Raw genomic sequence first — 17,831 nt, forward strand, 5'->3', positions numbered from 1 at the left:
TAACCATCACCATTCAAAAGAAAAAGCCAGAACACAGGCGTGCTCTAGCTTGCTTTTGTCTATAGCTTTTGTTCGTCGCGGATACGCGCTTCTAATTCTTTTTGTTCTTGGTCTTTTTGCGCTTTGCGCTCTTCTTGTTCCATTTTCAAGCGGGCCCGCTTGATTTCTGGATGCGGATCATTAACGACTAATTCCGCTTCGATTTCTTCAAGTGCTTGACCCACACTTTTCACTGAATCAAAGTTTTCTAGTGTTGCTTGCGCACCGGCATCAAGTTCATGCGCCCGTTTGCTTGCTAAGATCACTAATGAATATTTTGAATTGACACGATCCAACAAAGAATCGATTGAAGGTTTTAACATCATATTTCTTACAGCTCCTCTAACATTTTGATATAGGTTCCGATCACTCGGTCAACGCGAAAATGTTCACTTGAAATAATTTCGCGAATTCGTTGGACTGCCTTAGGTACTTCATCATTGACAACGGCATAATCATACAAAGCCATCATTTCGATTTCTTCACGGGCGACACGCATCCGTTCATCGATCACTTCGGCAGAGTCGGTTCCTCTTCCTGTAATACGAGAGCGTAATTCTGCCAGATCAGGTGGCGTCAGAAAAATAAACACACCATCGGGAACTTTGTCTTTTACTTGTTTTGCCCCTTGCACTTCGATCTCTAAAAACACATCTTTTCCTTGATCCAATGTCTGTTGGACATAAGATAATGGGGTGCCATAATAATTGCCGACATATTCGGCGTATTCCAGCATTTCACCGGCTTCGATCAAGGCTTCAAATTCTTCCCGCGTGCGGAAATAGTAATCGACCCCTTCCACTTCCCCCTCGCGTTTTTGACGAGTGGTCATTGAAACGGAATATTGAAAATCGTTGTCGTCACTCTCAAAAATTGCTTTGCGCACGGTCCCTTTCCCTACTCCGGAAGGTCCTGATAAAACTATAAGTAATCCTCGCTCTGACATAATGACGTCCTTTCACTGACATTTGCTTAACGTCTATTTTGCACTTTTTTTCAGCAACTTTCAAGAACTACTTTATTATAATGGGAATTTCATGAAATTGCTAGTCTACACTTCGGCTGCTTTCTTAAAAGCCCATGTTGCTTAAGGTATTGATGACCCCTGCCAATTCGTCTTTGGCAGTGATCGCTTTTTCGGTAGGATCCGTCACTTCTTGGCAATCGATACGCACGATGTACCGACGATTCAAAGAAACAGCTACACCATCAACTAGTAGATGAAGAAAATCCGGCTCGATGGCTACGCAGGCATCTTCCCACGCAGAGAAATTCTCTTTATCAGAGGGAATACTGCGCTTGATGACATTTTTTCCGCTTAGTTCGTGAAAGGTGATATCGTAATATTTCATTGGTTCATTCCTCCTACTCGATGTTTTGAACTTGTTCTCTGATTTTTTCAATGATCGTCTTCATTTGGACGACACCGTTTTTGATTTGGATCGGACTCGATTTTGAGCCAATCGTATTGACTTCCCGGTTCATCTCTTGGATCAAGAAATCCAGCTCTCGACCTATCGGTGTCTCGGCTGCCAGCAGCTCCGTCATCGTCGTTAAATGGATACTTAAACGATCCAGTTCTTCGTGGATATCGCCGCGTTCCAATAAAATCGCCAACTCTGTCAGTAAACGATCGCGATCGACTTCTTCCCCTAGATAGGCAGTCAGTTTCTTTTCAAAGCGTTCTTGGTAGTCCGCCTCATAGAGGGTCACGAATTGTTTGAGTTCTGTCAGCTTTTCCTGCAGCTGTCGCTGGTTTTCTTGCAAGATCTGCAGAATGCCTTGCCCTTCCACCCAGCGGCTTTGATCGATCGCTGCCAGCGCTTGATCTAATGCTTCCATCACGCCATCGGCTAAGGTGCTTTCTTCTGGCTCTTGATCAGAGATCGTTAGGAAGGCCTCATGGAGCAGGAATTGTTCCAGCAATGCTGCTTTTGGCAGCTCTGCTAGGTCAAAACGGTCTTTGGCTTCGGTATCGATCTCCTGCATGAAACGTTCCAGCAGGTCCCATTGGATCTCGATCTGTTTCGTATGTGCGGTTTTTTCTTTTAAAGTAACATACAATTCGATTCGTCCTCGCTGGAGGGTCTGCTTGATCGACTGCCGTAAAGCACCTTCTAGAGGATTCAATTGTTTGGGCATTCGCAGCTGCAGGTCCAAAAAGCGCTGATTGACACTTTTGATCTCAATTTCGATCTGCACATCTGGCGTTTCTGCACTGCCTTTGCCAAAACCAGTCATACTTTTCATTTGATCACTCCTCACCCTTTTGCTTTCTTACATGGAAAGCAAGGCTTTTTTAAGTTCTGCAAATTCTTCATTGGATAAGGTCACGCCTTTGCCCATCTTCTCGTGCTCTGGGCCCCAATCTCTCAGATCAAATTTTGGCGGACGCCCATTCCAGCTCACCAAATTCAATTCTTTGCGCCAGCCTCTTTGATTTTCCGAAAGCACGGCGATCTCTTCAACGATTTCATACGAAAATTTATCCATTTTCTGCTCCTTTCAAAAGATAGTGACTATACGCTGCCATCAAAGCAGTCAGCGGGTAACGCCGACGAATCAGCTGAAGGGCGGGCAGATTCAATTGCTGCGTCCGATAAAAAAAGAAAAAGCGGTTTTGCTCGGACAAGACAAAAAAACGGTCGCGATAATAACTCAGCCACTCGGTGATCGACCAGGCATCGGCTTCTTCCACTGCCTTTAGCGCAATTTTTTCAGCTAAAGCCGTTAGGATCGTTTCCTGCTCATAAATCACCGTAGGCGCCAGATACAATACTTTCGCGGAACACTCTATCAGTATACGCCCCCACTGCTCAAATGGCACATCCTGTTGATAGAATTTACGCATTTTTTTCCAAAATTCTTTTTTCTTTAGTTCCTGATAAAGCAACGGGTCTGTCTGGCGTAGCTCTTTCAAAAAGCCCCGCCATAACGGCTGAAAATCAACCGTCTTTTCAAAGGTATACCAATGGCCTTGGTATTTGCCGAACACTTTCAAGGTTTCCAAATAGCCTAAGGTCATATTATCCAGCGAACGCTGGGCATCAAAAACCAAAAAGCTGCCTAAGGACCAAGGAGACCCTAACGAAAGTTGCGCAGTTTCTTCCGTCAAAACCGTCCTTTTATTGATGCCAGGTCCTTGGACATCCACGGTGATACATTCCGTTGCCCCTTGCTGGAGAGCGACATCGATGGGCAGGTTGTTGCGATAGCCTCCATCGATATAATAAGCATCATTAATTTTTTGCGCCTGCATCGCTGGATAAAATGAGGCGGATGCCAACAACCAATGCAGATTTTCCTCAACTGCGGATGGATCAAAGGCATAGACCGTCTCCTTGAAGTCGGGCAGACGAGTCGTACAGATCAGCAAATGACAAGCAGTTTGGCTGAATTTTTCTTGATCAAAGGTCTTTTGCAAAAGCTTTGCCAAGGGTTCGGTACTGGCGCCGTTGCTTTTGACCGCTTCGCGGACCAGCGAGTTGGCTTGATTCATTAAATCCCGCAGTGTTTGGGCTCGTACCGAAGCAAGCGGATAGTGCAATACTTGCTCGCTGGAGATATTTGCCCATAAATCGACGGCCGCTTCCACATCGTTCATTAAAATCAAGGCGCCATTCAACGCACCAACGGAAGTTCCCGTGATCCATTCAAAGGTGATGCCCCGTTCTTGCAGCGCTTGCCAAACCCCGATTTGATACGCCCCATGAGCACCGCCACCGCCTAAAACCAGCGCCGTCTGATATGCTAGCACTCTTTGATACCCTTGAGGGAGCACCTGATACCCTTGCTGGATAAACCACTCAGCCAAGGGGGTCCGATGAGGGAGCTGCCACAAGACGGCTGCTACAAAACGACTGCGGGCAAAGCTTTCTGTCACAGCTAGCAGTTGTTTCCAAGTAAACTCAGCGGCTGCTTCCACCAGCAGATTGGTGATAGTCAGTGTCTTTTGGTCAAAATCAAACTGCCCGGCAAGGTAAAAGCGGCCATAACGGCTGTCGATCTGCCAGCCCTTCTGCGACATGTCGGCAAGAAAGGCTCGTCGCGCTTTTGAGTGCGACTCAAAAAAGGAAAAGACCAGTCGGCTTTCTTGAAACCCTGCCCTTTGTGCAAGAAAATCGATCGAAGTCAGTTTTTTCACTTTCATCAAGACGCCTCCTTAAGCAAAAAAGAATAGACGAATGACACGCCAGCTGCCGTACCACTCGAGCTATTCTTTTGATTAAAATGTTCGTTGTGCCATGTTGAATGCCGCCAACATCTCATCCGTTGCTTCGTCGACCGGCGTTACAGATTCCAGATCACCTTGGATCACACGACGGGTGACACCGCCCATTTCCCCACAGGTGATCAGCGTGATCATTTTGCGGCCTTCTACTTCGTCAAGCAAATAGACATCGGTCGGATCGACCCGCACAGAAGAAGTCGCGGTATACGTGTAAATATTTTCCAGATCGGTCACATAGATAGCCGCCCCGATGGCGACATCATCCAATGGTGTAAACAAAAGCTCTGGTGATTGGGCGCGATGGCTAGCTAACGCGTAATTGCCTTCCCCCATTTTTTGGGTGGGACTTAACGTACCAGCACCATACAGCAAGGCCTCGTTGGCCAAGCCTTTAAAAATCGGCAGATTGATCCCCACACTGGGAACCGCCACGCCGCCGATCACTGGCAAAGCTTTGTTGCTCAGCTGCGCCCGTAAGACTGCTTCTGAACTTGCCGGCTCCACGGCATCAAAATCAAAGGTCGCTTCCGCTTCCATGTTTTTTTCCACATCACTACGATCAATGGTTCCGAATGCGTATGCTTCACCTGTTTGTTTAATAAAATAATTTTTGATTTGATTATTAAAAATCAATGCTAAACCAATCAATAACAGCAAAAGCAAAAAGAGATTGCTCAGCCAATTGGAAAGTCTACTTTTCTTTTTTCTCATAGGTTCTCGTCTCCATTAGTTTCTTCTTTTATCATACCAAAATCCTCATAAAGACGCCAATTTGGGCAATTTTTTTTACGAAAAGACAAGATTTGCCTTTTTTTGTCGAAAAAGGGAACTTAAAAATTGTTTTTTCTGTTATTTTGTAATATAACTTTAAACGAAAAGATACAAGCAATTTTCAGCGCTTTGTTGTAGAATGAACTTAGTAGATAGGAGGGATCGATCGGCATGTCTAACACGATTTACGTACATATTGATACAACCAGCAATGCCGTCTTGACCCGCGGGCTTGCCCCCCAAGATTTTAACAAGAGCATTGTCCATCAGCCCAAGAATCTGCTCTTGCTTGATCCTTCCAGTGATTTCGGCGAATTCGACGGTCATACGGGCTTAAAAGTCATCCGTGGAATGGAAGATGTCCAACTGTTTTTTCAGCAGATCAACAAAGGTCGCATTGCCGAAGAAATGAAGTGGATCGATTTTAATGATTACGAGATGGTCAAAGAATTGACGCCTTTAGAGATCTCCGAATTGTTATATTTTGGCCACATGAAGACACACCTCCACTCCCCTTTCTTTTACAAACTGCAAAATAACTTTGTTTTCTTTGACTTAAAAGATGCACGTTCCCGCGTTTATTATCGCTATTTAGATGAATATTACCGGATCTTGGCGGATCGGATCACCCGTATCGTCTTAGAAAAAATCAATGATCGTCTCTCCTTTTTTAAAAAAGCGACACCGGTGGAAAAGCTCGACTTTAATTTGCTGAAAGAATTACGGGGAATCATGCAAGAAGGCATCGTCTTCTGTCTGACACAAGAGCAACTGATCGATAAAACTTATACGATCCCGATCTATCTGTCAGAAGATGCTGGCTTAAAAAACACGCTAGTCAATCAAAAAGAGTTAGATCAAATTGCAGTTTTGCGCTACTCAGCCAGCAAAAAAAACTGGTCGTTGGAAATTGATCAAGAAGATCTGGCTTTTGGCTTTTTCGACAAAAAAATGTCTTGATGCTTCTCTTTTTCAAAGAGCATCAAGACATTTTTTATGATTTCATTTCTAAAACTAAGCTTTAGGCACAAATAATTTTGGAGCGGCCTTGACTAAGAGACCTAGGACGACCCCTACATAAACGATATTGATGATGACCGATGTTCCATTGAAGATCAAGGAATACAGATACGGGCTTTGTCCTTCTGGTGCGTACATTCCCCAGACAAAAACCCCTGCCCAATAATGCCAAAACCAACGGCTGATCACCGCCACGATGCCCCCTAAGACGACATACCACGTAACGGTTTTGCTGTTTTGACGGATCGCTTGCTGGATTTTATTAGCAAACAAGCCGCCCATCCCACCAAAAGCAAAGGCAAAGGGATATTCAAAGATGATCTGTGGAACGGTGATAAAGTTACGCATCGCACTACCAATCAAAATATTCAGCAAGCCCCACATAAATCCCGCCGTCATTCCCGGCAGCACCCCGCGACGATACGAATACAAGACCAAGGGCACGAGCCCTAGAGACAAGTCGATACTGGAATTGGCTGTCTGGATCGGGATATACGACAAGACGACCCCGATAGCAGCGATCATCGTTCCTTCCGTCCAGACCTGCAGCGACATTTTTCGTTTCAAAAAAAACTCCTCCTTTAGAATCATCACAATTCACAAAGGAGAAGTGTTGGACACTTCAACTCGTCACAATTCCTACGTTCGCATGATCGAAACAGGTACGAAGGGTTTAGAGTACTCTCATTCTCAGCCTTTGCAGACTCCCCTTTGTGATTAGATTCTATTTTATTTTTTGCTTGCGTTTCGCAAGTCACTTTCAAGAATACCATAAATTGGTGAAAAGAAACATGACTGCGATCGTTTTTTCTAAAAACATCCTGAAACTCCTCAGAAAAAAACAACCAATGAGGGGTTAAAGACCGACCATTGGCTGTTGTTCTCATGCTTATGAGGCATGATTAAATTGATAATTTTGATTCAAACAGTGGACTTACTGGTTTGTTCTCATGGATTCGTTTAATCGCTTCGCCCATCAAGGCACCGACACTGATCTCATCGATTTTTTTCGACTTGCGGTCTTCTGGCAAGTGAATCGAATCTGTCACAACTAGATGCTCAATGGCCGAATCTTCGATTCGTTCCAAGGCAGGTCCTGACAAGACAGGGTGAGTACATGAGGCGTAAACACTTTTGGCACCTGCTTGTTTCAACGCATTCGCAGCCAATGTGATGGTACCCGCAGTATCGATCATATCGTCGATCAAGACACAAGTTTTGCCTTCAACATGACCAATGATATTCATGACTTCCGCTACGTTGGCTTTCGGACGACGTTTGTCGATGATCGCGATTGGTGACTTAAGAAACTCAGCTAATTTGCGGGCACGAGTCACGCCCCCGTGGTCTGGTGAAACGACGACGACGTCATCGCCTTGAATGCCTCTTTCCAAGAAGTAGTTGGCGATCAATGGTGCACCCATCAAGTGGTCAACGGGGATATCAAAGAACCCTTGAATCTGTGAAGCATGCAAATCCAGTGTAACCATACGGTTCGCACCGGCTTTTTCGATCATGTTTGCTACAAGTTTTGCGGTGATTGGTTCTCTTGATCGCGCTTTGCGGTCTTGTCTTGCATAACCATAATAAGGCATTACTACATTGATCGTCTTCGCACTGGCGCGCTTCAAAGCATCGATCATGATCAGCAATTCCATTAGGTTATCGTTTACAGGGCTGCTGGTTGATTGAATCACGTAGACGTGGGCACCACGAATACTTTCTTCAATATTCACTTGGATTTCACCATCGCTAAATTGTTTGACTGAACACTTACCTAATTCAACACCTACTGCAGCTGCGATTTTTTCCGCCAAAGGACGATTTGAGTTCAGAGAAAAAATCTTCAATCTTGGATCAAAATAATGATTTGACATGAGAACCTCCACTTTCTTTGCGTTCATCTAGAAAAAAATGACTCCTTTTACTAGAATCTTCTTCCTAATAAATAGTAGTCATTTTTCCTTAAGAAATCAAGTCATTTCGCTATTTCTAATTTAGATAAGGTAACTTTTTCGCGTAATCCGCTTTATTTTCCTGACGGGCGCGGGCAATCGCCATACTGTGTTTAGGAACATCTTTGGTGATCGTTGAGCCAGCAGCGATCATCGTTTCCTCTTCGATGGTCAATGGCGCAACTAGATTGGAGCCAGAGCCGATAAAGCAATTGTCGCCGACAGTCGTTTTGAATTTGCTCTTGCCGTCATAATTAACAAAGACTACGCCGCAGCCGACATTGATGTTTTTGCCTAAGGTCGCATCGCCAACATAAGACAAGTGTCCGACTTTGGTGCCTTCACCAATCGTCGCATTTTTGATTTCCACAAAGTTCCCGATATGGGCATGGGCCAAAATTTCCGCATGGGGACGAAGATGGGCATTGGGACCGACATCGGCGCCATCATGGATGATGCTCTCCTCGATCGTCGATGCCTTGATCGTCACTTGGTTGCCGATCTTGCTGTCTTCAATTTCAGAAGCTGCCGTAATGACACAATCTTCTCCGATCGTCGTCTGCCCTTTGATAATCACACCGGCTTCGATCAAGGTATCTGAACCGATCACAACGCCTTCGTCGATATAAGTCGTTGCAGGGTCGATCAAGGTCACGCCGTTTTGCATGTGCTGACGGTTGATCCGCTGACGCATCAAGCGATTGGCTTCGGCTAAGGCGATGCGGTCATTGACTCCTAATGATTCATGAAAATCTTCGGTTTGATAAGCAGCGATGATTTTGCCGTCTTCCTTTAAGATCTCGATAATATCAGTCAAGTAGTACTCCCCTTGGGCATTGTCCGTATCTAATTTTGCCAAGGCGTCAAATAGCAATTCATTGTCGAAGCAATACGTGCCTGTATTGATTTCTTGGATCAGCGCTTCTTCGATCGACGCATCTTTTTGCTCAACGATTTTCTCCACGATACCGACACGATCCCGCACGATTCGGCCATAGCCTGTTGGGTCTGCCGCTTGCGCCGTTAAGATCGTCGCCGACGCATTTTTCCCTTGGTGGTAATCGAACAAGTTATTCAAGGTTTCCGTCGTCAATAACGGTGTATCCCCACTGATCACTAAGGTCGTCCCTTTTTTGCCTTTTAAAAATGATTCGGCTTGAACGACAGCATGGCCAGTACCCAATTGTTCGGCTTGTAAGGCATAGTTGGTGCGATCCCCCAGCTGCTCTTTGACCATTTCCGCCCCGTGACCAACGATCGTCACGATCTCTTCAGGATTTGTTTCCACCACTCGGTTCATGATGTGCTCCACCATTGGCTTACCGCAAACCGGATGTAACACTTTATATAACTTCGATTTCATGCGCGTGCCTTTTCCAGCCGCTAAAATTATTGCAAAACGTGCGTCCACGTATTCCACTCCTATCAATCTGAAGGATTTTTATTCATTGAATTTCCTATAAACAGTTTAGCCCAAGTACTTGTAAATTTCAACGATTTAAGGAATCGCCACCTAGACCAATCAAAAAAAGACTGGCAGCCGCCGTTTTAAAAACAGCTGCTTGCGCCAGTCTAAGAGCCACAAAAATCAGGCTTTTTTCTCAAAATAATTTCCCGGTACTACCGAGATCGTTTTGGTCTGGGTATCGACATCTTCAACATAAAGCAGAGAGCTGTAATCGCTGATGGCCCGCTTGCCTTTGAATTTCGTTTCGGCAAAAACCGTAATACCGACTAATTCGGCCTCAAATTCTTCAATCAAGCTCTTCATCCCATTGACCGTGCCGCCGCCTTTCATAAAGTCATCAACCACCAATACTCTAGAGCCGCGCTTTAAGCTGCGTTTGGATAATTCCATTTTTTCGATGCGCTCTGAAGAACCAGAGACATAATTGACACTCACGGTCGAGCCTTCAGTGATCTTGGAATCACGACGCACGATCACGAAGGGAACATTCAAGTAGTAAGAGACTGCTTGAGCGATCGGAACTCCTTTAGTAGCAACGGTCATCACCGCATCGATTTGTTCGCCTAAATATTTGGAAGCGATGATGCGGCCGACTTGGCGCAGCAATTCCGGTTCGCCCAATAAGTCAGATAGATAGACATAGCCGCCAGGCAACAAACGGTCTTGCTCAGACAAGCGTTTTGCCAGCCCTTCAACGTACGCATACGCTTCTTCTTCAGAAATTTCAGGCACAAAAAAAACACCGCCAGCAGCGCCTGGCACGGTATCAAGAATGCCTGTTCCTCGTTCTTTAAAGGTCTTTTTGATAATAGATAAATCTTCGCTAATCGATGATTTTGCAGAGGCATATCGTTTAGAAAAGAAGGACAATGAAATCAATTCATGGGGATGATTCAACAAGTAATGTGTCATATCGATCAGTCGTTCACTTCGACGTATTTTCACACCGGACAACTCCTTTAGTTTATTCGCCTTATTATAAGGCTTTTTCGGGATAAATGCGAGCATTATCTGAAATATTGCTTATATTGTTCGGTTTTGATTAGAGTTAAAAAAAAAGAAACGAAAATTCTTCGTTTCTTTTTCATAAAGCCCTTTATTTGAGGCGCTGTTTTCGTTGCACGAGGATCACGATGCGTTTGATCAAATTGATCACTAAGAAAAGAGCGATAAAAACCAGCGTGATCGTCGCTCCCGGTGGTGTGTCCAAATAAAAGGAACTGGTCAAACCAGACATCATCCCAATCATGCCGATCACGACACTGATCAAAATCACCGCGTTGAAGCTTTTGCCTAAACGCATACTGATGGCAGCTGGTAAAACCATGATCGCAGAGATCAGCAATGCGCCCGCAATCGGGATCATCATGGCGATTGCCACCCCCGTCAAGACATTAAAGAGCATCGACATCACTCGCACAGGCAAGCCATCGACATGGGCGGTATCTTCATCAAAGGTCAAAATGTACATGGGCCGTTTGAATAAGAAAAATAAAGCAAAAACGACTAAAAACAAAAAGCCTAAGATCCAGACTTGTTCTTGTGTGATCGTAACAATTGAACCAAACAAATACGATTGGATACTCGTTGCGGAGCTCCCCCCGCTAAGGTTCATCAAGACGAGGGCTAACGCTAAGCCACCGGACATCAAAATGGCGATCGAGATCTCTGAATAACTGCGGTACAGTGTTCGCAAGTATTCCAAAATGATTGCGGCAATGACTACGATCAATAGCGTCGTCAAACTGGGATTTAGATTTAGAAAGAAGCCTAGTGCCACCCCTGCTAAAGAGACATGGGACAGCGTATCAGCCATCAATGACTGTCGTCGAATCACCAGAAAGACCCCCAGCATCGGGGCGATACCGGCAATAAAAATCGCCGCAAGAAAAGCTCTTCTCATGAATTCATATGAAAGCAGCGCCATGGTGAATCCTCCTTCCGCACTAAACGGATCTGACGGTCCGCATATTCTTTGATATCTTCGTGATCATGGGTGATCATCAAAATCGACTTGCCATGGTCATGAGCATTGTGTCGCAGCAGCTCATAAAACAGATTGCGGGATTGTTCATCCATCCCCGTGGTCGGCTCATCTAAAATAAATAAATCAGGATCCGTGGCAAAGACCCGTGCCAAGCTGATCCGCTGTTTTTGGCCACCGGACAACTCACCGATCCGTTTATGACGCACGTCCCACATCCCGACGGCATCTAATGCACGGCGGACATGTTCATGGTCTCGTTTCGTCAAGCGCTTGAACCAGCGGTCTCTTGGGTAGCGGCCTGATTGGACCAATTCCAAAACGGTGCTGGGAAATCCCACATTAAAGGAAGCAATCTGCTGAGGAATGTAGCCGATGCTTAATTTTTCACCAGCGGCATTCTTGGTCGCCAAGGTGACTGCTCCTTTAGAAGGTTTCAACAAACCAAGGGTTGCTTTGATCAAAGTAGATTTTGCCGCCCCATTTTCGCCGGTCAAAATCACGAATTCGCCGTCTTCAACAAAGTAGGAAATGTCTTCCAAGACGGGCTCATCGTCATAATAAAAGGTCAAATCTTTTACATCGATATAACGCACGCAGGCGCCTCCTTAGTGAATACTTTTTTGTAATGCTGCCAAATTGTCTTCCATTACAGACAGGTATGTTTCGCCGTTATCCATCTGCGCTTGCGTCAAGCTTTCTAATGGATTCAAGACCGCCAGCTCCACTCCTGTTTCAGAGGCTAAGGTCTCAGCCACCTTCGATGACGCGTTTTCTTCAAAATAGATAACTTTGACTTGCTTTTCTTCTACATATTCTTTCAGCTCAGCCAAACGACTTGGTGTTGGTTCTTGATCGGGTGAAATGCCCGAAATCGATTCTTCGACTAAATTATACTGCCGTGCCAAATAGCCAAAGGCTGCGTGCTGCGTAACGAAGGTCCGCTGAGTCGCATCCTTTAACGCCGCTTGGTAGGCTTCATCTAAAGCAGAAAGTTTTTCGATATAGGCAGCCGCATTTTCCGTGAAGGTTGCCTTTTGCTCAGGAAACTTCGCAATCAGGTCATCGCGAATCGTTTCTACTTCTTGGATCGCTAAGACTGGGTCAGTCCAAACATGAGGGTCATACGTATGATCATGGCCTTCATGGCTGTCTTCGCTTTCGTGATCATGCGCGTCATGATCCTCTTCCTCTGTGCCTTCCACCAACTGAATGTTTTTGGCCGCTTCAATCACTGCTGTTTGCTCAGGATCGACGGAATCCGTCAAACTAGCAACCCAAGTTTCTAGCTCAGGACTATTGTAGACAAAGGCATCTGCATCCATGATTTTTGTCATATCTTTGGCACTTGGCTCATAGTCATGAGGCTCGGTTCCTGCAGGGATCAACAAGGAGACCTCTGCTGCATCGCCTACAACTTCTTTCGTAAATTCGTACATTGGATAAAACGTCGTGACGATCGACAGCTTCTCGGTGTCACTCGATTGACTTGTTGCTTCTTGCTGCCCGCAAGCGCCAAGAAGCACACCCCCTAAAAGGAGTGCTGTAGTAAGTAAGATTTTTTTCATCGGGATTTCCCCTTCCATTTGCTGGCTCTTCTTTTTATTTTAAAACGGAACAACTCCGTTTTGTTAGCAAAAGTTACTCTATCAAATGATTTCTGGTTCGTCAAGACAAATCGTACGTTTTACGATTTAAAACTTTTATTTCGAGATAAATCGGAAAACATAGGAGAAAACGTTCATTTGAAGCGGATTCTTCTCTCAGAAACTTAGTTATATTTTACACCATTCGCCATGCGCCCCTACTGTGTCAGCTTGAAAAATTAGAGAGTATGTAGGATAATAAGCTAAAAGCACTTGGAGGAAACGAAGATGAATGAATTTGTGACTGTGCCGCCAACTGTAAACAACAGTGAACTGCTGAATCGAGTTGATTTACCAGAAGATCCTGCATCGCAGCAAACCGAAGAAATCCGCAAAACGATCGACAAACCATTGTATGAAGAAGACAAAAAGAAAAAATCCGCAAAGAAGCAGCACCAAAAAGAATAGCCTTTGCTTTAGGTAAAGAATCAGACCCCGACGCCTTTTTTTCGTCGGGGACTTTTGTGTAGGGCAGCTTCTAGATGCTTCCTCCCTACCTCAGCTGCCTTTTTCTTCGCTATATGACTGATTTTTATCGAAGGAACGAAAAAACACAGGCACTTCCTGCCTGTGTCCTTGACTCCTTCATTTCAATGTACGTACAAGATAAACCTCGTCACAGAACCCTTTTAAGGCATTGTAGACCCGCTGTGCCCGTGAATATTTTTGACAAAGAGCAAAAACAGTCGGTCCGCTGCCGGTCATCAAGGCAACATCGGCACCATATTTCATCATGCGATCTTTGATCTGTTGGACGATCGGATATTTTGGGATCGTGATGGCTTCTAGGCTATTGCCCATGGCAGCGATCATAGCCGAGTAGTCTTCGGCTAAGACGGCGGCAGACAATGCTGCGATATCTGGATGGTGCAGTTGGTCTAGCTCGACTTCTTGAAAGATTTTCCCCGTTGAAACACTCAGACGAGGTTTGACTAAGATGACCCAACATTGCGGCATCGGCCGCAGCGGCGTCACTAGCTCCCCCTTTCCTGCAATATGAGCAGTGGTCCCATACAGACAATAGGGAACATCAGTACCAACTTCCATACCAATATCGATCAGCTCTGCCATGGAAAGATCCAAGTCCCAAAGACGAACCATCCCCCGCAACGCTGCCGCACAATCCGTACTGCCACCACCTAACCCAGCTGCCACCGGGATATTCTTGGTGATGCGAATGCGGATGCCTTTTTTGATACCATAGCGTTTTTTTAAAATACTGGCGGCCTGATAGACATTATTGCGTTTATCGATTGGTAAAAAAGCTTTGTTGGTTTCTACAATGATCTTATCTTCTGCTATCTCTTCCATTATCAGACGGTCGGCTAGATCAACACTAGACATCACCATTTCCAACTCATGGTAACCGTCTGTTCTTTTCTCTAACACATCGAGACCGAGGTTGATCTTAGCTGGCGCTTTTTCAATAATCTCCATCTTCATTCATCCAATCATCTGATAGTTATTTAGTTCTATCATAGCAGATTCTTATAAGATAGTTGAGTGATTTCTCTTGTTTTTGTGATTGTTGCCATTTTGGTTGCCCTTTGGCTTGGTTCCTCGTAAAATAGAGGTACCAACTCAATAGATAAAAGAAAGCGGGGGAACCACATGGCAAATTTGATTCCAAGAGATTTAGCAGGCGGCGAAGAACTATTAGGCAAATTAATGAACAGTTTTTGGCAAGAACGGCAAATGAACACGGACATTAAAGAGTATGAAGACAAGTATCTCGTTCAAGCAGATTTACCCGGTATCAAGAAAGAAAACATCCGCGTCAGTTACGTCAACAATACCTTGACGATTTCAGCGGCTCAAACAGAGACCACTGAAACCGAGGATGATTTCGGACATTATTTGCGCAAAGAACGCTCTAGCAGTGCCTATCAACGGACCTTCACCATCACAGACATTGATGAAGAGTCCATTAAAGCAGTGTTTGAAGACGGCGTTTTGACCCTGACCTTACCGAAAGCTAGCTACAAAGACGCACCCGCAAAAAATATTCCGATCGAATAACCGAGATACCAAAAAGGCAGTCCCTTCAGAGAACGCTCTAGGGGAACTGCCTTTTCTTATTTGCGTGCTTGTCGTCGATATGCCTGTCTTGAGGTCTGTGGTTCTTCTTCGGAGACCTCTTTTTTGACGTACAATTTCAAACTGTAGGGTTCATGGTATTTGACATCGTTTTTGACAAAATCACCGCCAGTGATAAATAAGCCCACTGGCTCTAGAGGTTGCTTGCCGGTCCATTGAATCGTGCCGACTTTCGTCATCTCCGTGTAGCTGGTCCCGATCTGCAATACGTACTCGTTTTTCCCTTGCTGTTTGACAAAATAGTAAGGGTACAAGGTATTTTTCGGAATCGTAAAGCCGTTGGATGACGGTTTGATCGCCAATTCTTCTTGAGCGATCAAGGTCTGCAAATGATTCGCCAATACTAGCTGATAGTCTTCTTCAAAATCGATCACCGCTTTTTCAGTCGTCAAACGATCAATGTCGGTGGTGCTGATAGTTTCCCCTTCAATATTGAAGACTTCATCCGGCAAGACTTTGACAAAGGTCTGAGTGACATCGAACTTCAGGTTTTTATTCAAGAAATAATAGAAGATATTCAGTACCCAGAAATAGACTAAGACCAAAAAGCCGATCGTATAAAGGATCGCTTGAAAATAGTTTTGGTTCGCAAACATTCCATAGACGATCCGCAAAATATACGCCGTTGGAATGATACTGAGGATGGTATAGGCGCGATTCAAGTATTTGGGACTGATGTCAAGATAGCCCAAAAATTTGTGGATGCCGTTGATTAAATCTAAAATAAGCGTCATTTTCTCACCTACTCATTTCCTTGATTCTCATCCATGATCACTTGCTGATCTGGCGTGGTTTCTTCACTTGAAGAAGGCGTTTCTTGATTGTTTTCCGGTGTCGTCGGTGAAACACTCTCATCGCTTGATGGTGTCGTTTCTGTTGGCACCGAAGAAGACGGGGTCGTTTCTGGTGTTACTACTTCACTGCTGGATGACGGTGTTGTCTGCTGGTCATCGTTCGTCGGTTGTGAGTCCGTGCTAGCAGGTGTTTGATTTTGACTGTCCTCCGTTATCGAAGACGGTGTGCTTTCACTTGGTGCTTGTTCGGTCATTTCTGTCGTTTCCGTCGCACGACTTGGTTGGCGATAGCTGCCTGAATTCACCACGCCGGTGGCAGTGGCAATGATCGTTGATATCGTTAAAAGTGCAATTGGTTTTAAAATAGGCGGGACTTTTCGCATGATTCTCATCCTTTTCTTACCCGATGTTGCCCATTGGCAGCCTCGGTTCCTTCAGCCTCTTCTTACCTTTATAATCGTTTCTGACAAAAGGGTCAAGATTCCCGAGGCTTCTGTCGCAGGATTTAAAAAAAACTAAACATGTAACTGTTTTCACAAAAAATAACGACGACAGTTGCCGCCGCTACACAAGGTATTCATAAAACTTTTCAAAGGTCAGGTGCAACGTGCCATGGTAATCCCGTAAAAGGGCGGGCAATGCGATCACTTCTTCATGTTGGATCGGGGCATCGATTTGGATCACCGCTTCTTCTTCATCCAGATAATAAGAACTAAACAGTTCATCATCAGCGACTTCTTCTAGCTGATTGGTCAGCTCTTCATAAAACTTTTCTACGATCGGTTCTGCCAACTCATCAAAGACCGGCTGCAAGGCTGCCTCTACAGCTGGAAAAGGCTGTGCGAGTAATTGCTGTCCGCTGAGGGAACGACGGGTATTCTCATAGGTCAAATAAAGCAGGTCGAAATAATCCTCTTCTTCCCCGATCGCTTCTAGCGTCAAAAGGGCTTTTTCTACCAATGAAACCAAGGCCGAGGATACCTCTTGATGCATCACCGCATCGACTTTTTCAAATAGTTGCTGTTTCTCGATGACAAATGTTTCTTCCATAAAAGTGAATTCCGCTTTTTCAAAGCAAAGGGGGGGATCAGAGATAAATAGTTGGATCGTTGCCATGGCGTTGCCTTCTTTCTTTTTCAAGCTGCGGACAAAACAGATGATTTGTCAACAGCGAAAATCTTCGTTAGCATAAATAATAGTAGGTGAACAAATTGTTCATCAAGTAATAAGGAGGAGATCGAATGAGTAAAGTTGCTGTTATTGTCACTGATCTAGTTGAAGATGTTGAATTGACGTCACCCAAAGAAGCACTGGAAGCGGCCGGACATGAAGTAGTCGTTATTAGTAATGAAGGCACCGAGACCGTAAAAGGCAAACAAGGTGGAACGTTTCCCGTCGATGCGGCCATCGATACGATCGATCCCGCCAGTTTTGATGCTTTGTTGATCCCAGGCGGTTTCTCCCCTGACCAATTACGGACCGATGAGCGCTATGTGTCATTGACGAAAGACTTTTTGACATCTGATCGTCCCGTCTTTGCCATTTGCCACGGCCCACAACTGTTTATCCAAACAGGACTGACGAAAGATTTGACCTTGACGGCTTATGATTCTGTGCGACCAGATTTAGCCTACGCAGGTGCCACCGTCAAAGATGAGCCCGTCGTGATCGACGAAACCTATCGGTTGATCACCAGTCGGAACCCAGATGACTTAGATGCCTTCAATCAAGCCATTACTGAGGCATTGAACTAACCGCGAATAAGACGTGGTTTCTTTGATAGAAAAAAAGCCGCCAGTTGCAGCGTTCGATCCTTCGTATCGATC

At 45.0% G+C, this 17,831-nt stretch carries 22 protein-coding genes and 1 riboswitch; of the genes, 4 read left to right on the forward strand and 18 right to left on the reverse strand.

What is annotated here, in order from left to right; all coding sequences use genetic code 11:
• Window positions 1–59 precede the first annotated feature (59 nt).
• From rpoZ to CO692_RS07705, 7 genes are all read right to left on the reverse strand, one after another.
• Window positions 60–365, reverse strand: coding sequence for a DNA-directed RNA polymerase subunit omega (rpoZ, locus tag CO692_RS07675; RefSeq protein ID WP_005232977.1), 306 nt, complete (start codon window positions 363–365; stop codon window positions 60–62).
• Window positions 366–370: 5 nt separating this feature from the next.
• Complete coding sequence (gmk, locus tag CO692_RS07680) at window positions 371–985, reverse strand: guanylate kinase (RefSeq protein WP_005230308.1); 615 nt, start codon at window positions 983–985, stop codon at window positions 371–373.
• Window positions 986–1,109: 124 nt separating this feature from the next.
• Window positions 1,110–1,391, reverse strand: a complete 282-nt coding sequence (locus tag CO692_RS07685) for a hypothetical protein (protein ID WP_005230307.1) — start codon at window positions 1,389–1,391, stop codon at window positions 1,110–1,112.
• A 13-nt stretch (window positions 1,392–1,404) separates the two neighbouring features.
• Window positions 1,405–2,289 carry a YicC/YloC family endoribonuclease gene (locus CO692_RS07690; protein ID WP_096741978.1) on the reverse strand — a complete coding sequence of 295 codons (885 nt, stop codon included), beginning with the start codon at window positions 2,287–2,289 and terminating at the stop codon, window positions 1,405–1,407.
• 27 nt (window positions 2,290–2,316) lie between these two features.
• A complete protein-coding gene (locus CO692_RS07695; protein WP_005230288.1) occupies window positions 2,317–2,532 on the reverse strand; it encodes a YdbC family protein in 216 nt (71 codons plus the stop codon).
• Window positions 2,525–4,189, reverse strand: a complete 1,665-nt coding sequence (locus CO692_RS07700; RefSeq protein ID WP_096741979.1) for a patatin-like phospholipase family protein — start codon at window positions 4,187–4,189, stop codon at window positions 2,525–2,527. The genes CO692_RS07695 and CO692_RS07700 overlap by 8 nt, the downstream gene beginning before the upstream one ends.
• A 75-nt stretch (window positions 4,190–4,264) precedes the next feature.
• A complete protein-coding gene (locus CO692_RS07705) occupies window positions 4,265–4,981 on the reverse strand; it encodes a class A sortase (RefSeq protein ID WP_096741980.1) in 717 nt (238 codons plus the stop codon).
• A gap of 231 nt (window positions 4,982–5,212) precedes the next feature.
• Here CO692_RS07705 and CO692_RS07710 point away from each other — a divergent pair, with 231 nt between their 5' ends.
• Window positions 5,213–6,001 carry a hypothetical protein gene (locus tag CO692_RS07710; protein ID WP_096741981.1) on the forward strand — a complete coding sequence of 263 codons (789 nt, stop codon included), beginning with the start codon at window positions 5,213–5,215 and terminating at the stop codon, window positions 5,999–6,001.
• A gap of 54 nt (window positions 6,002–6,055) precedes the next feature.
• On the opposite strand, the gene thiT is transcribed toward CO692_RS07710, so the two are convergent.
• From thiT to CO692_RS07745, 7 genes are all read right to left on the reverse strand, one after another.
• On the reverse strand, window positions 6,056–6,628 hold the full coding sequence (thiT, locus tag CO692_RS07715) for an energy-coupled thiamine transporter ThiT (RefSeq protein ID WP_008381706.1): 573 nt from the start codon (window positions 6,626–6,628) through the stop codon (window positions 6,056–6,058).
• Between the two features lie 52 nt (window positions 6,629–6,680).
• Window positions 6,681–6,782, reverse strand: a riboswitch (TPP riboswitch).
• A 181-nt stretch (window positions 6,783–6,963) separates the two neighbouring features.
• The gene (locus CO692_RS07720) at window positions 6,964–7,938 is read right to left on the reverse strand and encodes a ribose-phosphate diphosphokinase (RefSeq protein ID WP_005230276.1); all 975 of its coding nucleotides are present in this window, start codon (window positions 7,936–7,938) and stop codon (window positions 6,964–6,966) included.
• Window positions 7,939–8,053: 115 nt separating this feature from the next.
• Entirely contained in the window at window positions 8,054–9,427 is a 1,374-nt protein-coding gene (glmU, locus tag CO692_RS07725; protein ID WP_096741982.1) for a bifunctional UDP-N-acetylglucosamine diphosphorylase/glucosamine-1-phosphate N-acetyltransferase GlmU, read from the reverse strand.
• A gap of 177 nt (window positions 9,428–9,604) precedes the next feature.
• Window positions 9,605–10,429 (reverse strand): pur operon repressor, encoded by an 825-nt coding sequence (purR, locus tag CO692_RS07730; RefSeq protein WP_008381701.1) that lies wholly within the window; start codon window positions 10,427–10,429, stop codon window positions 9,605–9,607.
• 151 nt (window positions 10,430–10,580) lie between these two features.
• Window positions 10,581–11,411: a metal ABC transporter permease gene (locus CO692_RS07735; RefSeq protein WP_096741983.1), complete on the reverse strand. Its 831-nt coding sequence runs from the start codon at window positions 11,409–11,411 to the stop codon at window positions 10,581–10,583.
• Window positions 11,384–12,064, reverse strand: coding sequence for a metal ABC transporter ATP-binding protein (locus CO692_RS07740; RefSeq protein ID WP_005232967.1), 681 nt, complete (start codon window positions 12,062–12,064; stop codon window positions 11,384–11,386). Before CO692_RS07740 ends, CO692_RS07735 begins: the two co-directional genes overlap by 28 nt.
• Before the next feature lie 12 nt (window positions 12,065–12,076).
• Entirely contained in the window at window positions 12,077–13,036 is a 960-nt protein-coding gene (locus CO692_RS07745; RefSeq protein WP_102136376.1) for a metal ABC transporter substrate-binding protein, read from the reverse strand.
• Window positions 13,037–13,342: 306 nt separating this feature from the next.
• Here CO692_RS07745 and CO692_RS07750 point away from each other — a divergent pair, with 306 nt between their 5' ends.
• Window positions 13,343–13,522 carry a hypothetical protein gene (locus tag CO692_RS07750; protein WP_077454128.1) on the forward strand — a complete coding sequence of 60 codons (180 nt, stop codon included), beginning with the start codon at window positions 13,343–13,345 and terminating at the stop codon, window positions 13,520–13,522.
• A gap of 177 nt (window positions 13,523–13,699) precedes the next feature.
• Here CO692_RS07750 and ispE read toward each other — a convergent pair whose 3' ends face one another.
• A complete protein-coding gene (ispE, locus tag CO692_RS07755; protein ID WP_034878197.1) occupies window positions 13,700–14,551 on the reverse strand; it encodes a 4-(cytidine 5'-diphospho)-2-C-methyl-D-erythritol kinase in 852 nt (283 codons plus the stop codon).
• Window positions 14,552–14,725: 174 nt separating this feature from the next.
• Here ispE and CO692_RS07760 point away from each other — a divergent pair, with 174 nt between their 5' ends.
• Window positions 14,726–15,133, forward strand: coding sequence for an Hsp20/alpha crystallin family protein (locus CO692_RS07760; protein WP_077454126.1), 408 nt, complete (start codon window positions 14,726–14,728; stop codon window positions 15,131–15,133).
• 56 nt (window positions 15,134–15,189) lie between these two features.
• Here the strand turns inward: CO692_RS07760 and CO692_RS07765 are convergent, their stop codons facing one another.
• The 3 genes from CO692_RS07765 to CO692_RS07780 all read right to left on the reverse strand — a co-directional run bounded on the left by CO692_RS07765 (window position 15,190) and on the right by CO692_RS07780 (window position 17,121).
• Window positions 15,190–15,945 (reverse strand): DUF6681 family protein, encoded by a 756-nt coding sequence (locus CO692_RS07765; RefSeq protein ID WP_086291449.1) that lies wholly within the window; start codon window positions 15,943–15,945, stop codon window positions 15,190–15,192.
• An 8-nt stretch (window positions 15,946–15,953) separates the two neighbouring features.
• Entirely contained in the window at window positions 15,954–16,388 is a 435-nt protein-coding gene (locus CO692_RS07770) for a hypothetical protein (RefSeq protein WP_096741985.1), read from the reverse strand.
• 181 nt (window positions 16,389–16,569) lie between these two features.
• Complete coding sequence (locus tag CO692_RS07780; RefSeq protein ID WP_096741986.1) at window positions 16,570–17,121, reverse strand: hypothetical protein; 552 nt, start codon at window positions 17,119–17,121, stop codon at window positions 16,570–16,572.
• Window positions 17,122–17,246: 125 nt separating this feature from the next.
• Between CO692_RS07780 and CO692_RS07785 the strand changes: the two genes are divergently transcribed.
• On the forward strand, window positions 17,247–17,759 hold the full coding sequence (locus CO692_RS07785; RefSeq protein WP_005232958.1) for a type 1 glutamine amidotransferase domain-containing protein: 513 nt from the start codon (window positions 17,247–17,249) through the stop codon (window positions 17,757–17,759).
• Window positions 17,760–17,831 lie beyond the last annotated feature (72 nt).

The sequence above is a fragment of the Enterococcus sp. FDAARGOS_375 genome (genome assembly GCF_002393265.1).
GTDB classification, from domain to species: Bacteria; Bacillota; Bacilli; order Lactobacillales; family Enterococcaceae; genus Enterococcus_D; species Enterococcus_D innesii.

Bases quoted from the DNA above. Each gene is read 5' to 3' on its own strand.
- CO692_RS07720 (WP_005230276.1), bottom strand. From the start codon at position 7,938: ATGTCAAATCATTATTTTGATCCAAGATTGAAGATTTTTTCTCTGAAC.
- CO692_RS07785 (WP_005232958.1), top strand. From the start codon at position 17,247: ATGAGTAAAGTTGCTGTTATTGTCACTGATCTAGTTGAAGATGTTGAA.
- CO692_RS07710 (WP_096741981.1), top strand. From the start codon at position 5,213: ATGTCTAACACGATTTACGTACATATTGATACAACCAGCAATGCCGTC.
- CO692_RS07780 (WP_096741986.1), bottom strand. From the start codon at position 17,121: ATGGCAACGATCCAACTATTTATCTCTGATCCCCCCCTTTGCTTTGAA.
- CO692_RS07690 (WP_096741978.1), bottom strand. From the start codon at position 2,289: ATGAAAAGTATGACTGGTTTTGGCAAAGGCAGTGCAGAAACGCCAGAT.
- ispE (WP_034878197.1), bottom strand. From the start codon at position 14,551: ATGGAGATTATTGAAAAAGCGCCAGCTAAGATCAACCTCGGTCTCGAT.
- CO692_RS07695 (WP_005230288.1), bottom strand. From the start codon at position 2,532: ATGGATAAATTTTCGTATGAAATCGTTGAAGAGATCGCCGTGCTTTCG.
- CO692_RS07735 (WP_096741983.1), bottom strand. From the start codon at position 11,411: ATGGCGCTGCTTTCATATGAATTCATGAGAAGAGCTTTTCTTGCGGCG.
- CO692_RS07700 (WP_096741979.1), bottom strand. From the start codon at position 4,189: ATGAAAGTGAAAAAACTGACTTCGATCGATTTTCTTGCACAAAGGGCA.
- CO692_RS07770 (WP_096741985.1), bottom strand. From the start codon at position 16,388: ATGCGAAAAGTCCCGCCTATTTTAAAACCAATTGCACTTTTAACGATA.
- CO692_RS07750 (WP_077454128.1), top strand. From the start codon at position 13,343: ATGAATGAATTTGTGACTGTGCCGCCAACTGTAAACAACAGTGAACTG.
- CO692_RS07705 (WP_096741980.1), bottom strand. From the start codon at position 4,981: ATGAGAAAAAAGAAAAGTAGACTTTCCAATTGGCTGAGCAATCTCTTT.
- CO692_RS07745 (WP_102136376.1), bottom strand. From the start codon at position 13,036: ATGAAAAAAATCTTACTTACTACAGCACTCCTTTTAGGGGGTGTGCTT.
- CO692_RS07685 (WP_005230307.1), bottom strand. From the start codon at position 1,391: ATGAAATATTACGATATCACCTTTCACGAACTAAGCGGAAAAAATGTC.
- rpoZ (WP_005232977.1), bottom strand. From the start codon at position 365: ATGATGTTAAAACCTTCAATCGATTCTTTGTTGGATCGTGTCAATTCA.
- CO692_RS07760 (WP_077454126.1), top strand. From the start codon at position 14,726: ATGGCAAATTTGATTCCAAGAGATTTAGCAGGCGGCGAAGAACTATTA.
- gmk (WP_005230308.1), bottom strand. From the start codon at position 985: ATGTCAGAGCGAGGATTACTTATAGTTTTATCAGGACCTTCCGGAGTA.
- CO692_RS07765 (WP_086291449.1), bottom strand. From the start codon at position 15,945: ATGACGCTTATTTTAGATTTAATCAACGGCATCCACAAATTTTTGGGC.